This is a genomic window from Brevibacillus sp. AG162, assembly GCF_006715575.1.
In the GTDB taxonomy this organism is placed as follows: domain Bacteria; phylum Bacillota; class Bacilli; order Brevibacillales; family Brevibacillaceae; genus Brevibacillus; species Brevibacillus brevis.
In genome coordinates, this window is record NZ_VFNO01000003.1 from 253863 (window position 1) to 267079 (window position 13217).

Here is a 13217-nt window from a genome sequence, read left to right on the forward strand (position 1 = left end):
TCATGACCGCTTGCGGTCAATCAAAACGGACTTGACCGTTTTGTTTTGTAGGTGTAGGTAGGGAACGGTAGGAGTGATTACTGGTGATCCGACAAAACAAAAGAAAATGGATGGGAAGTCTCCTTCTCCTCATCACGGCACTTGTCGTGAGTTCCACCCCGTTCCGCGATCTGTCCTCCTTTCCCCGTGAATTGCGTTTGATGGAAGGGTCCCTCGAGCAACTACGGGTCTCTGTGCCGGTAATGGGCACGCTAATCAATAGCAATCCTGATATTTTGCATGTTAACGGGACAGAGGCGCGTGAGGTATCCGTTGATTTGAGCAGGCCTATGTCCGTTGAACCGCGTAGGGCTGGGGAAGCCCAATTGCAGGTGAAGTGGCATAACATTCCGCTGACTGCTGTAAAAGTAAATGTATTGCCAGATCTGCGGTTGTACCCTGGTGGACAGTCAATCGGGGTGAAGCTGCAAACAGCGGGTGTTTTGGTTGTCGGTCATCATTTAGTTGACGATGGTAAAAACAAGTTTTCTCCAGGTGAACAGGCAGGTATACACGTCGGTGACATGATTATCAAAATGAACGACATGTACATCAATGACATGAACGACGTAAAGAAATTGATTAACGAAACGGGGAAAAAGAATCATTCCGTTCAATTGCTTGTCGTTCGTGGCAAGGAAAAGCTTTCGCTCACTTTGCACCCGGCAAAAGACAAAAAAGACAGTGAATACCGTATGGGTCTCTATATTCGGGATTCAGCGGCAGGAGTAGGGACACTGACCTTTTATGATCCAAATTCCAAAGCGTACGGGGCATTAGGGCACGTCATTTCCGACGTTGATACTGGTCAAGCCATTGTCGTAGGAGATGGCCAGATCGTGCAAGCAAGTGTCACATCGATTGAAAAAGGACAAAGTGGCAACCCAGGGGAGAAATTTGCTCGTTTCTACAATGAAAGTGAAGTTCTCGGAAATATAACCAAAAACACTCCTTTTGGCATTTTCGGCAAAATGAAGGACGAGCCCAAACGCAGCTATTATCAAGAGCCGTTACCAATCGCTCTTGCTGAACAGGTAGAGGAAGGGCCAGCCAAAATTCTTACTGTCGTGGAAGGTCAGAAGGTAGAAGAGTTCGATATTGAGATCGCAAACGTAGTCAAGCAGCATTTTCCTGCAACCAAAGGGATGATTATTAAAGTCACGGACAAACGCCTTTTGGAAAAGACAGGTGGCATTGTACAAGGGATGAGCGGCAGTCCCATCATTCAAAAAGGCAAGATCGTCGGTGCCGTCACGCATGTATTTGTCAATGATCCTACTTCCGGATATGGCTGCTACATTGAATGGATGCTTCAGGATGCTGGCGTGAATGTGCGAGATACTGCCGAATCCCGAACGAATACAACCAAAGCTGCCTGAATGAAGTGCCGTCACGCGAACGAAGCGAGGCGGCTTTTCCGATTTTTGCAGTCCTTTGACGAATCGGTTCATAAGGAACGGATTCTTTGTCGAAATATCAGTTAAATCATTCAATCTTTCGTCATTGGCAGGAATGGAATTTGCTTTGTCGAATAATTTTTGTAGAGAAAAAGATGGTATGGACTAATCCTTTTAGATTTGTTAACCTCTAGAACGCCACCTTCTTTCCAAAAGACCGTCCATTGTTAGGAGGAACGACCTTGAGCAAGATTGAAGTGTTATTGGCAGATGATAACCGAGAATTTGTGAATCTGTTGGAAGAGTACATCAGTAGCCAGTATGACATGAATGTTGTGGGTGTTGCTTACAACGGCAATGAGGTAGTTCGACTGCTGCAGGAACGTGTACCCGATGTATTAATTTTGGATATCATCATGCCACATCTGGATGGCTTGGCTGTTTTGGAGCAAATTCAGGCCATGCGCTTAAGTCCTCAACCTAAAATTATTATGTTGACTGCTTTCGGGCAGGAAGAAATTACGAAGAAAGCAGTAGAGCTGGGAGCAGCTTACTACATTTTGAAACCGTTTGATATGGAGGTGCTGGCTCAGCGCATCCGTCAAATCATTACAACCAAACCTGCCTCTTCTTTTGTTTCTTCTGCGAAACCGCAAGCTACTCTGCAAATCCGCGGACGCAATTTGGACGCGAGCATCACCAGCATCATTCATGAGATTGGAGTTCCTGCGCATATCAAAGGTTATTTGTATTTGCGGGAAGCGATTACAATGGTATACAACGATGTCGAGCTGCTCGGTTCGATTACCAAAGTCCTGTACCCGGACATTGCAAAGAAATTCAATACAACCGCTAGTCGCGTAGAACGTGCGATCCGTCATGCGATTGAAGTAGCGTGGTCCCGTGGTAATCTGGACTCCATCTCCAGCTTGTTTGGTTATACGATTTCCAACACCAAGGCGAAGCCGACCAACAGTGAGTTCATTGCCATGGTGGCGGACAAGCTGCGGATTGAGGCGAAGATTAGCTAGGATGTAGATACTCATGTAGATGATTTTTAACCAATACCAAAGGACATTAGCACTTGCTTGCTAGTGTCTTTTTGTGTTGGTAGGACTTAGTAGAGTTTGACTCCTAATTTTCTATAGCTTCCTTTTCTTAGAATAAATTAACAAAAAATGGTTTGTATAATCTATAATAATATTCGAAACAGAGTAAAAGCGAGGTGCAAAATGGAAAATCAAAATGTGCAGTGTCCAAAATGTGGGTGTAAAGAGATTGGAAAAGGGAGGCAAGCTGGGGATGCGGGAGTGTTTCCCTTCGGCAAGTTTGTTCCTCTTAATTCTGCGATCATTCATAGAATCTGTACAAATTGTGGCTATGTGATCGAAAGTTATGTTGAAAACCCATCAAAATTTAAAGGTTAATACTTCGGAGATTAAATTAAATGAGCAAACTGCTATCCTATAAAGAAATTAGAATTAGCTCTTCTACATCACCTATTGAGTATAAGCAGGCTGGTTATCGTCAGCGCTATCTAGCCATTGAGGAAAAAGAGATAGCCAATACAGGTATAGATTGTGAAACCTGTCTTTTTTATGCCGAGGCTTCAGGAATGGATATGAAAAACCCAACAAAAATATCCAACAAATTAAATCAAGGGATAAATACACTGGACCAAGATTTCATGTCTGATTTATCCTGTCTCATTCCCAATGGTCATTACATGGCAACTTTGCTGAAGGTGTATCCTAGGCTGAAAAGAGAGGCACATGGGACTGAGTACTATAAGGCTGGGCTAAGGAATATTAGCAGTATGAGGAAAATTGAAGAATATATAGTACCCATTCAATCCAGTGAATCATTAAATCCTATAGCAATAAATGATTACATGGACAGAGTGGATTTAAAAGAAACACCAACAGCGTTGAGCATTTCTTTCCTAGATATAAAATATCCGTTAAATCATTTTGATGAGATATGGGTTTATAGTCATTTTTTATTGGATGGCCATCACAAAATGTTTGCGGCAAATAAAGCCCAAAAAGCAATTACCTTATTATCCTTTTTATCGATAGATGAGTCATTCGCAAATAAGGAACAATTAGAAAAGCTTTTCCAAGTTTTAACCTGATGAATTGGCTATTGTGTCGGGGCAAGAAATAAGCCAAGGTATTTTAACCCTGGCTTTGATCATCAATATACCATTTTACTAAATAGAATTACAGAGTTCACTTAGCTGTTTCTTTAGCTGGTGTAGTAGGTGGTTGTTCGGGGCTTGCTGCGGGAGCGTTTTTATATTCAAAGACCATTTCGGAAGTACTACTCAATCCGGTTTGTTCCATGCCTTTACTCGTCAAGGCAATTCTGCCAAATGCTGTAACAGTGGAAGGAATCCTTCCATCTGGTTTGATAATGGTCACAGAAACGGAGTTAACTTCTTCTTTCTTGTCTTTCGCTAGAGTCCGAGTATTTTCCACTAAAGCGCGCAATTCCTTTTCATCATTTGATTCTGTCGCTAAAGCAACCATCCACATTCCGGTGCTTTCGTCAAATCGGTCAATGGCTAATACATATGCAGGTAGCGGTACTTCTGGTGTGCTTGCAGTTTCACTACAAGCTGGAAGGATTAGTGCTAGTGCAAGTATTAAGGCTAGTCTAAATTTCAATCTGCAACTCTCCTAATTATGTTTTTGATTATTCTACCAAAGTTAGGTAATTTTTACTATAACTAAAAAAGTACTCTTTCCGGAGGAACTGAATCAATGTGCCTAGAATTATTCGTCATGATAAAAGAAACACCAGGAATTGAGCCTAATCCGCTAGTCTCCCCTTATGTTTTGACGGGCAAGCTGTCACGAGAAAATAGCCCTCATTTTTTCAAGCGTTTTCCGAAAAAACAGGCATGGTGGGTGACAACTGAAGAGGGTTGCGCTTGCAGATTTAGCATTTCCAAGCATCCTGATAAAGTAAAACTCGGGATGTACCCAGAAGAGCAGAGGCCCCGTCAGTATCAAAAATACGTAGAGGACTATCAAAAAAGGATGGACAGAATGATGCATCTCCGTGCATGGTGCGAAGAGTTGCTTGACCACGACAAGACGCAGGTTGAACTGTATGGGGTATGGATAGGTGACAAATTCACAAAAAGAGAACCCATTTACTCGACGATCGAGGAACTCTTTTCTCCAAAAAAATTTCGTTTAGACGAGCAGCATTACATCCTGACAAAATGAACCATTTGATAATAAACTGCCAGAGTCCCTTGCGAGATTTTGATCCTCCTATGTAAAATAGAAAAGCATACGATACAAATACATACTACTAAGAGCGAGGCAGGTGCTGTAAAAGTGCGCAATTTGGATAAAATTCTCGAATTTAACCGTGAATTTGTGGAGAATCATGAATATGAAAAGTACCAAACCACCAAGTTTCCTGATAAACGACTGGTCGTGCTCTCTTGCATGGATACGCGATTGGTTGAACTGTTGCCGAAAGCCATGAACATCCACAATGGGGATATCAAGCACGTAAAAAGCGCCGGGGCAATCGTGTCCCATCCTTTTGGAAGTATCATGCGAAGCATTCTCGTGGCGATCTACGAATTGAATGCAGAAGAAGTGATGGTTGTCGGTCATTATGACTGCGGGATGAGTGCAATCGACAGCAAGCGCACCATGGAGAAGATGCTGGAGCGAGGAGTCTCGGCTCAAACGTTCTCCACGCTTCAACATGCAGGGATTAACTTGCACAAATGGTTGCACGGATTCGATCGTGTAGAAGATAGTGTGAAAAATAGCGTGGATACGATTAAAAATCACCCGCTCCTCCCACCGAATGTGGACGTCCATGGTTTACTCATTGACCCGGTAACCGGAAGATTGGACGTTGTCGTCAATGGGTATGAGCGAACGAAAGACAGTGAATGATCCAAACCTTGCCCCCATTTCAAGGAAATCATTTCTCCACAAAGTCACGAAATGGGTAGGGGGTTTGATTGGTCTCGGTGTAACGACTGGCGTGTACGGTCATGTATGGGAACGAAAAGCCCTTGATGTCGTGCGATTGTCCATCAAGATACCGGGATTGCCAGAAAGCTTCAAGGGGACAAAGCTCATTCATTTCAGTGATGTCCATCTTGGTCATTATTTTGAACCGAAAGAGTTAGAGTCGGTTATTGCCGTGATCCAGAGCGAAAAACCGGATTTGATCTGCTTCACAGGGGATATCGTGGATGAAGTGACGAGACCTCTGTTTGCCGCCGTTCCCCTTTTCAATCAGCTCCTGGCTCCACTAGGCAAATTCGCCGTTTTGGGCAACCACGATTATCGAGCTGGTGAACAACAAAAAGTTCGGGATGGGTTAGCCGCGTCTGGATTCGAAGTGTTGGATAATCGGCACGTTGTCGTGCACAAAGATGGCCAGCAGTTATATATGGCGGGGGTCGATGATATTTTCTATGGTGTACCTGATCTTTCAAAAGCGTTAGAAAATATCCCGCCAGAGGGCAGCGTTATCTTGTTGGTCCATGAGCCTGATTTTGCTGATAGGGCGTCAGAGCATCCCGTGCATCTCCAACTGTCCGGCCACAGCCATGGTGGACAAGTGCGCTTGCCCTTCATTGGTCATCTCTTGGTGCCGCAATACGGGCGTAAATATGTACAAGGATTGTATCAGGTAGGTGGCATGGCTGTGTACACCAACAGAGGGTTGGGTACGACGATCTTGCCTGTTCGTTTATTTTGTCGCCCGGAGCTTACGGTACTAACCCTACATTGAACTTTTGTTAATAATGATCCTTGATCCATTGGACGAATTGCTGGAAAGCATCGTCCTCTTTTTTTGGGTGCAGGTAGGCGATGAGTGTGGGGCGCACCAATTCACCGTTTGCGATATCGTACGCGACCAATCTTCCGGTCGCTAGCTCTTGTTGTATGGTTCTTTCCGGAAGGATCGTGATCCCTAGCTGGCGTTCGACCATTTTTTTAACAGCATTGAAGCTGTCCAATTCCATAATAATATTCGGAAAAACTCCTTGCTGCGCCAGATAGCGGTCAATGCGTTGGCGATAAGGAGCGGTATGATTCCCGAACACTATCATTTCCTCGGTCCCCCATGCTTGATAACCTGGAAACCCGCTAGCCCAAGGATGGCTCGGGGCCATAACGAGCAGGAGTTGATCGCTGGGAAGGAATTCTTGATGGATGTGCGGGTGATACATTTCACTCCCGAGAAAGGCAATATCGGCCGTTCCCGTTAGCAGAGCGCTGAGAGACTCCTCGTACAACGTAGAGCGGACGTAGCAAGTAAATCCCGGATGGGCGATACGATATTCTCCGATAAGCCGTGGCAGCTCATAGGCGACAAAGGCTTTTCCTGCGACGATGTTCATCGATTGGCGCTGTTCTTTCTCTTGGATAAAGGAGCGCATTTGCTCCACGATGTTTGTAGCAACTGGTAGCAACCGACGTCCTTCGCCTGTAAGACTGACGCCTGAGGCAGTGCGAACAAAAAGCGCACTCCCAACCTGGCGCTCAAGCTGCTTCAATCGGTGTGTCAATGTTGATTGCGCCAAAAATAATGCCTGTGCAGCGCGGTTAATTGATCCATGACGAGCAATCGTCAAAAATACCTCAAGACTTTCTCGGTCCACTGTTAGTTGCCCCCTATTCAAATTCTCGATAACTAGTTATCTGTATTCTATAACAAGGATGACAAACATTGGAATATGATTAGGGCAGGAGGTGTTCCCGATGAATCATGAGGAGATCAAACAAGCCGTGCAAGCGCAATTTGGCAAAAATGCAGAGCAATACGTGCAAAGCAAAACACATGCAAAAGGCAGCGACCTGGACCTGATGGTGGAGTGGTTGCAGCCATCAGAGAAGTGGCGGGCACTGGATATTGCCACAGGAGGTGGGCACGTAGCAAGGACATTGGCTCCACATGTGAGCTTGGTCGTCGCTACGGATTTGACTCGCCCGATGCTCATGGCGGCGTCTACTGCCAATGATGCAGTGCTTGTCCGGAATGTGATGTATGTACAGGCAGATGCAGAATCACTCCCGTTTTTGGATGAATCCTTCGAGATCGTCACATGCAGAATCGCGGCTCATCATTTTCCGGATCCAGCGGCTTTTGTTCGTGAGGTGAGTCGCGTGCTGTCCCCTGGTGGGTTGTTTCTTTTTATCGACAACGTTTCGCCTGAGGAGTCGTCACTCTCGGCATTCATAAATGAAATAGAGAAAACACGCGATCCCAGTCATGTTCGCTGTCTTTCCATAAGTGAATGGGGCGCTTTGCTTGAAGCGAATGGCTTGACTCCGCAAAAGCAGCAGGCACGCAAAAAAAGATTTGAATTTTTACCATGGGTTCAGCGCACTTCCGAATCATCTGAGCAGGAGGAGAGCGTGGAAAAACTGCTGCTGAACGCTACAGATGAGCAAAAAGAATATCTAGGACTTACCACAAAGGAAGGCAGAGTAATGACCCATCAGATTGATGAATGGATGGTTCTGTGCAAAAAAAGAGGAGGTAATGAAGACGATGACCACAAAGCATAAATGGATTGGGCTCGATCATATACAATTAGCAGCACCAGCAGGAACGGAGGACGTAGCACGCAAGTTTTTCGGTGAGCTGTTGGGAATGCCGGAGGTTCCAAAGCCAGCGAAGCTTCTCGTTCGAGGTGGTGTATGGTTTCAATGTGGCGCTCAAATGATTCATATTGGCGTAGAGGAAGGATTCATTCCCGCGAAAAAAGCACATCCGGCGTTCCTTGTGCAAAACATTGGTTCGCTGATGGAGCATCTGCAAGCAAATGGGGTATCGTTTCGGATTGACGAAGAAATACCTCACCTTATCCGCTTTTTTACAGAGGACCCATTTGGAAACCGACTGGAGTTCATGGAGGCGAAACAGGAATGACAATTGATTTTCACGCTGAGAAAAACCAGTTGAGCTATACAGGGAGAACCGCTGATGATTCGTGGAGTCAAACGATCCTGTCACTCGTCAATCCCGTGGGAAAAAACGTCGTGGACATCGGTTGTGGCGGTGGAATTTACAGTAGGGCTTGGTCAGGGCTAGGGGCTGCTACTGTCACGGGAGTTGACTTTTCCCACGTGATGGTTGAGGCTGCAAGAGAGCAATGTGCTGACGATCCGAAGATTTCGTTTGCACAGGGGGACGCCCGCGCAACCGGCTTGCCGAGTCAGTGTGCGGATATTGTATTTGCTCGCGCATTGATCCACCATTTCCCGGAGCAAGACTTGCAGAAGTTTTTTAAAGAAGTCATCAGGTTATTGGCACCAGGAGGAATTTGCTTAATCCAAGACCGGACGATGGACGATGTCAATATGCCAGCCTCGCCGACTCATTTTCGCGGCTATTTTTTTACCCGATACCCGCGTTTGCTAACGATCGAACAAAAACGCAGGCCGGATGATACAACGGTGCAGAACACCATGAAGCTCGCAGGGCTTGAGCAGGTGAACAAGACAATGCTATGGGAGACAAGACGAGAATACGATAGTTGGTCTGATTTGGAAGCAGACTTGCTTTCAAGAAAAGGCCGCTCCATTCTGTATGAATTGACCGATGCGGAATTGAAAGACCTCGTTCACACCATCCATGATCACGTAGCCGGGCAAGACAAATGGATAGAGCAAGATTGCTGGAGTATATGGATAGGCAGCGCAACATGTGGCACAATAAAAGGGAAATAATTGTGAAACTTTTTGTTCACAAATTTGGATATGCTTGTCTCATAATACATGAAGCTATATAATGGAATTGCCATTGTATTCCGGTTTGCGTCATCTTGGTGAAGGAGTTGTCGTTTATGAAAATCGTTTTATTTGACATCCTGATGTTTATCTTCACATTCTTTATTGCTTGGGGCTGTTTGAGCTCCATCAGAGCGAAAAACAAATTTGCAACAGCATTTGGCTTTGTATCTTTGATGGTTTTCCTGTTCGCAGATGGTTTGATCATTTACTACATGCTCAAGGGTGCGTAGATTAAACTGAAAACGCTTCGCTTAAAAGAGGTTGTGCATTTGATGCACAGCCTCTTTTTTGCATGTAAGGAGGAAATATTTAGCATACTAAGGGCGGAGGTGGAAAAGTGGGCAAACAAAAAGGTTCTGCAGCACATTCATACACGGCTGTCGTAGCAGCTGATCTGAAGACGAAGCAGTTATGCAAACGTCTCCACTCCCGTCATATCGCCATCATTGATCATCCAGATGTTGATGAGATAGCAGCACAGTCCTTACTGGAAAGAGGGGTAAAAGTCGTCCTCAACCTTTCGCCATTCATGACGGGGCAATACCCGGCTGAAGGGGCTCGCCAACTTTTAACAAACGGTGTCACACTCTATGAGGTGCTGGATGTAGATGTGTCGGATTCGTTCATGGAATGGACCGAGGGCAAGTATGCAACGATACGCGAAGAAAATCTGTACATCCTATTGGAAGAGAAGTGGGTCCATGTATGTAGGCTGCAGCAGGTGACGGTTCCATCTATTTTAAACCGATGGCATGAAGCTCATGATAAGTTGGATGACACACTCTCTTCGTTTATCGACAATACACTTTTGTACGCCAGTAAGGAAAAAGACCTTTTTTTAAAACCACTTTGCCATGTGCGATTACATACAAAAATGGAACAGCGACACGTCATTGTCGTCGTTCGCGGAAAACATTATAAAGAGGACTTGCTGACGCTGTCTTCCTACATTCGGGAATATCGTCCTGTTTTGATCGGTGTCGATGGCGGTGCAGATGCCCTCATGGAAGCAGGGTATCGTCCAGACCTGATTGTGGGAGATATGGACAGTGTCTCGGACAGAGCGCTCCAAAGCGGCGCGGAGATCGTCGTACATGCTTTTGTAAATGGGACAGCACCTGGAACGACTCGTGTAAAAGCGCTCGGTTTGCCTTATCATGTCTTGCCGGCGCCTGGTACAAGCGAGGATGTGGCGATGCTGTTAGCGTACGAAAAGGAGGCTCAACTGATCGTCACGATCGGTGCCCATACAAATATGATTGATTTTCTGGAAAAAGGCCGCAAAGGTATGGCGAGCACGTTATTGGTCCGCACGAAGATCGGGACAAAGCTGATTGATGCCAAAGGAGTCAGTCATCTCTATCGGCCGAGCGAGTCATGGAAGCTGTGGGCTTGGTGTATAGTCGCTATGCTTCTGCCTGTTTCAGCCGCACTCGTCATTAATCCGATCGCCCGTCATGCTGTACAGATGATTTGGACCCAGTGGCGGACGTGGACTTTATGAACAACGCACTTTCATGGAGGTAGACATGATACCCTTCCGCTATCATTTGATTTCACTGGCTGCCATATTTGTCGCGCTTGGAGTAGGTATCTTGTTAGGAGGGACGGCAGGTCATACATGGGTAACGCAAGGAACAAAGGGCATTCTTTCCAATATGGAAGCCAAGTACGACCGCGCTCTTAAAAGCAACCATGAATTAAGGCAGCAAATGAATCGATTGCTTAAGGAAGTTGAGCTCAGCAACCAAGAAGTTGTCCAACTTATGAGCATACGCTATGTGGATGAACTTGCAGGAAGCAAAGTGTATGTTTGGCAGGAGGATGGCAGCGTTGCTGAACAGATTAAGCAGCTGATGCATTCAGTAGGTATGGAAGTGGTTTCTTACCGCGATGGAAACAGTTGGGAAGATGGGGTGCTTTTGGTGGTAGCTAGGCATGCCCCGCTTTGGCTACGGGAAAAACAGGCGAATTCTTGGATTCAGGTCGTAGAAGTGCCTGACTCTCCTACAAAGCAGTGGGCTCTTTTGGAGCAAGTGCAAAATAGATTGGCTGAGAGGAAGGGCTCGCGTGAAAAAAGTTAGTGTCGTCATTCCAGCGTTCAACGAACAGGCTTCTATCGGTGATACTCTCCGTGCCATCCGTGAACGCTTTTTTTGTGATGAACTGATCGTCGTTGATGATGGCAGTAAAGATGAGACGGCACACATCGCAAGCAAGTGGGCGGATAGGGTGATTCGAGCACCGCACAATCAAGGGAAAGGTGCAGCTGTTCAACTGGGCTGGAAGTGCGCCAGTGGAGAAGTGGTCATGCTTCTCGACGGCGATTTGCGAGACAGCGCAGCAGAAGCCTCGCATCTGCTTACGCCAGTTCTGCAAGATGTCTGTGATATGGCGGTAGCTATTCTGCCACCTCCGCAAGTAAAAGCAGGTCTCGGATTGGCAAAAGGCTTGGCCCATCATGGTATCCGGATGTTGACAGGCTTTGAAGCAAGAGCCCCTTTATCGGGACAACGGGCAATACGTCGCGAGCTTCTTGACCGATTGGGGAGCCAGGATAAAGGATTTGGCTTAGAGGTAGGGCTCACTGTCGATGTTTTGCGGGCAGGGTATCGTGTAGCAGAGGTCCCTGTCTTTTTTTCGCACCGTGAAACGAAAAATGATTGGGCAGGCTTCTGTCATCGCGGGAAAGAGTTTGTCGCGATTAGCCGAACGCTATGCTGGAAATGGTGGGAGGGGCAAGAGTGGAAACGAAAATCATGATGCTCTTGATGCTCGTCGCGGTCGTTTTTCCGCTGGTGCTTGACCGCCGGCTGCATAAAATCGGCACACAAAAGCTCAAAGCCCTGGGAATGAATCGATTCAATTACGATGGAGAGTCAGTACTGACAGCAGGGGGGCTCATCCTCGTATGTTCGAGCGCTATTACCGGGATAATTCTGATCGGAATCCTTTTGCTTAGAGGGGTCAATAGCGAGCTTGTCCGGCACGGTTTTTTATTTGTAACAGGTATGATCACAATGGCCTTTTGGGGATGGCGTGATGATTGCACATCAGATCGAGAGGCAAAAGGCTTTCGTGGACATTTCGGCGTGCTATGGCGAGAGAGGCGAATGACCAGCGGCATGTGGAAGCTGATTGGCGGGACAAGCACGGCTTTTTGTCTTTCCCTCTCTCTTTCGAACTCGTTGTGGGCAGGCATTGTTTCCTTTGGTTTACTTGCACTCTCCCCCAATATCGTTAACTTGTTTGATTTGCGGCCTGGACGGGCGATCAAAGTGTTTTGGTGCCTAACAGTACTGGCAGGAGCTTTTGGCTTATGGACAAGTGGGGCCAGTGCGGCGATGGCAAACTGGATTTTTTGGCTCCCTGTTTTCGTTGCAAGTATGCTCATGTTTTCTCATGACGCTGGCGGCAAAATCATGCTGGGAGATACAGGGTCGAATGCCTTGGGTTTTGCAGCAGGCTTTTCCTTTGTCATCGGGACACCGATTTATGTACAGGCGAGTATGCTCGTGCTTTTCCTGTGTCTTCAGGTTGCGGCAGAATTTTGTTCGTTTTCCCGCGTCATCGAACAGGTCGGTTGGCTCCGCCGACTCGATCAATGGGGAAGAGTTACAGAAGCTGAACATAAAAAAAACCAGACTGGCTCGTCCGGTTTGGTCTAGTCCTCGTCATCTGGTTCAGGAATCATGAAACGGGGCTGTACGCGATTTTTTTTGCGCTCGTGATGGAGAATAAATCCGGCAATAAACCATACAGGGATGGCGAAAGCCAATATACCTAAAATGAGTTTTCCCCATAAAAATCCAACTTCCGGAGAGGCAGAATAGAAGAATGCGTCTCGGATTAATTTGATTCCGTACATGGCGATTGCCGCCGGGATTACCATAATTAAGAGTGCAATGATTTTCTGAAAAACCAAGGGTGGTTCACCCCTTTCTCTAACGCTGAACTACCACAACAACTGCAGTTCGTTCTTTTCATCATA

17 protein-coding genes are annotated in these 13217 nt (G+C 46.2%); 14 read left to right on the plus strand and 3 right to left on the minus strand.

The genetic code is table 11. The features are described 5' to 3' along the window. Positions 1–83 precede the first annotated feature (83 nt). From spoIVB to FB479_RS11130, 3 genes are all read left to right on the plus strand, one after another. Positions 84–1418 (plus strand): SpoIVB peptidase, encoded by a 1335-nt coding sequence (gene spoIVB, locus FB479_RS11115; RefSeq protein ID WP_106652933.1) that lies wholly within the window; start codon positions 84–86, stop codon positions 1416–1418. Positions 1419–1678: 260 nt separating this feature from the next. After that, positions 1679–2467 (plus strand): sporulation transcription factor Spo0A, encoded by a 789-nt coding sequence (gene spo0A, locus FB479_RS11120; protein WP_016739922.1) that lies wholly within the window; start codon positions 1679–1681, stop codon positions 2465–2467. Between the two features lie 416 nt (positions 2468–2883). Then, positions 2884–3570, plus strand: a complete 687-nt coding sequence (locus tag FB479_RS11130; RefSeq protein ID WP_142065058.1) for a hypothetical protein — start codon at positions 2884–2886, stop codon at positions 3568–3570. 97 nt (positions 3571–3667) lie between these two features. Here the strand turns inward: FB479_RS11130 and FB479_RS11135 are convergent, their stop codons facing one another. Further along, the gene (locus FB479_RS11135) at positions 3668–4105 is read right to left on the minus strand and encodes a hypothetical protein (protein ID WP_142065061.1); all 438 of its coding nucleotides are present in this window, start codon (positions 4103–4105) and stop codon (positions 3668–3670) included. A 96-nt stretch (positions 4106–4201) separates the two neighbouring features. Here FB479_RS11135 and FB479_RS11140 point away from each other — a divergent pair, with 96 nt between their 5' ends. The 3 genes from FB479_RS11140 (at position 4202) to FB479_RS11150 (ending at position 6215) form a co-directional block, all read left to right on the plus strand. Continuing rightward, a complete protein-coding gene (locus FB479_RS11140) occupies positions 4202–4672 on the plus strand; it encodes a hypothetical protein (RefSeq protein ID WP_142065064.1) in 471 nt (156 codons plus the stop codon). A 114-nt stretch (positions 4673–4786) separates the two neighbouring features. After that, on the plus strand, positions 4787–5365 hold the full coding sequence (locus FB479_RS11145; protein ID WP_106652936.1) for a beta-class carbonic anhydrase: 579 nt from the start codon (positions 4787–4789) through the stop codon (positions 5363–5365). Next, on the plus strand, positions 5334–6215 hold the full coding sequence (locus tag FB479_RS11150; protein WP_142065067.1) for a metallophosphoesterase: 882 nt from the start codon (positions 5334–5336) through the stop codon (positions 6213–6215). Before FB479_RS11145 ends, FB479_RS11150 begins: the two co-directional genes overlap by 32 nt. A gap of 7 nt (positions 6216–6222) precedes the next feature. Here FB479_RS11150 and FB479_RS11155 read toward each other — a convergent pair whose 3' ends face one another. Continuing rightward, positions 6223–7089, minus strand: a complete 867-nt coding sequence (locus tag FB479_RS11155) for a LysR family transcriptional regulator (RefSeq protein ID WP_142065069.1) — start codon at positions 7087–7089, stop codon at positions 6223–6225. 100 nt (positions 7090–7189) lie between these two features. On the opposite strand from FB479_RS11155, the gene FB479_RS11160 reads away from it, so the two are divergent. The 8 genes from FB479_RS11160 to FB479_RS11195 all read left to right on the plus strand — a co-directional run bounded on the left by FB479_RS11160 (position 7190) and on the right by FB479_RS11195 (position 12894). Next, a complete protein-coding gene (locus FB479_RS11160; RefSeq protein WP_142065072.1) occupies positions 7190–7999 on the plus strand; it encodes a class I SAM-dependent methyltransferase in 810 nt (269 codons plus the stop codon). After that, positions 7983–8363 carry a VOC family protein gene (locus tag FB479_RS11165; protein WP_142065075.1) on the plus strand — a complete coding sequence of 127 codons (381 nt, stop codon included), beginning with the start codon at positions 7983–7985 and terminating at the stop codon, positions 8361–8363. The genes FB479_RS11160 and FB479_RS11165 overlap by 17 nt, the downstream gene beginning before the upstream one ends. Then, complete coding sequence (locus FB479_RS11170) at positions 8360–9163, plus strand: class I SAM-dependent methyltransferase (RefSeq protein ID WP_142065078.1); 804 nt, start codon at positions 8360–8362, stop codon at positions 9161–9163. The genes FB479_RS11165 and FB479_RS11170 overlap by 4 nt, the downstream gene beginning before the upstream one ends. Before the next feature lie 116 nt (positions 9164–9279). Beyond that, a complete protein-coding gene (locus FB479_RS11175; RefSeq protein WP_106652942.1) occupies positions 9280–9456 on the plus strand; it encodes a DUF2759 domain-containing protein in 177 nt (58 codons plus the stop codon). Between the two features lie 107 nt (positions 9457–9563). Beyond that, on the plus strand, positions 9564–10730 hold the full coding sequence (steA, locus tag FB479_RS11180; RefSeq protein WP_142065081.1) for a putative cytokinetic ring protein SteA: 1167 nt from the start codon (positions 9564–9566) through the stop codon (positions 10728–10730). 25 nt (positions 10731–10755) lie between these two features. Beyond that, positions 10756–11310 (plus strand): copper transporter, encoded by a 555-nt coding sequence (locus FB479_RS11185; RefSeq protein WP_142065084.1) that lies wholly within the window; start codon positions 10756–10758, stop codon positions 11308–11310. Next, positions 11297–11989 (plus strand): glycosyltransferase family 2 protein, encoded by a 693-nt coding sequence (locus tag FB479_RS11190; protein ID WP_142065088.1) that lies wholly within the window; start codon positions 11297–11299, stop codon positions 11987–11989. The genes FB479_RS11185 and FB479_RS11190 overlap by 14 nt, the downstream gene beginning before the upstream one ends. After that, positions 11971–12894 (plus strand): UDP-N-acetylmuramyl pentapeptide phosphotransferase, encoded by a 924-nt coding sequence (locus FB479_RS11195; protein WP_255438364.1) that lies wholly within the window; start codon positions 11971–11973, stop codon positions 12892–12894. Before FB479_RS11190 ends, FB479_RS11195 begins: the two co-directional genes overlap by 19 nt. On the opposite strand, the gene FB479_RS11200 is transcribed toward FB479_RS11195, so the two are convergent. After that, complete coding sequence (locus FB479_RS11200; RefSeq protein ID WP_106652947.1) at positions 12891–13151, minus strand: DUF2627 domain-containing protein; 261 nt, start codon at positions 13149–13151, stop codon at positions 12891–12893. The two genes, FB479_RS11195 and FB479_RS11200, sit on opposite strands and share 4 nt — an antisense overlap. Between the last annotated feature and the right edge of the window lie 66 nt (positions 13152–13217).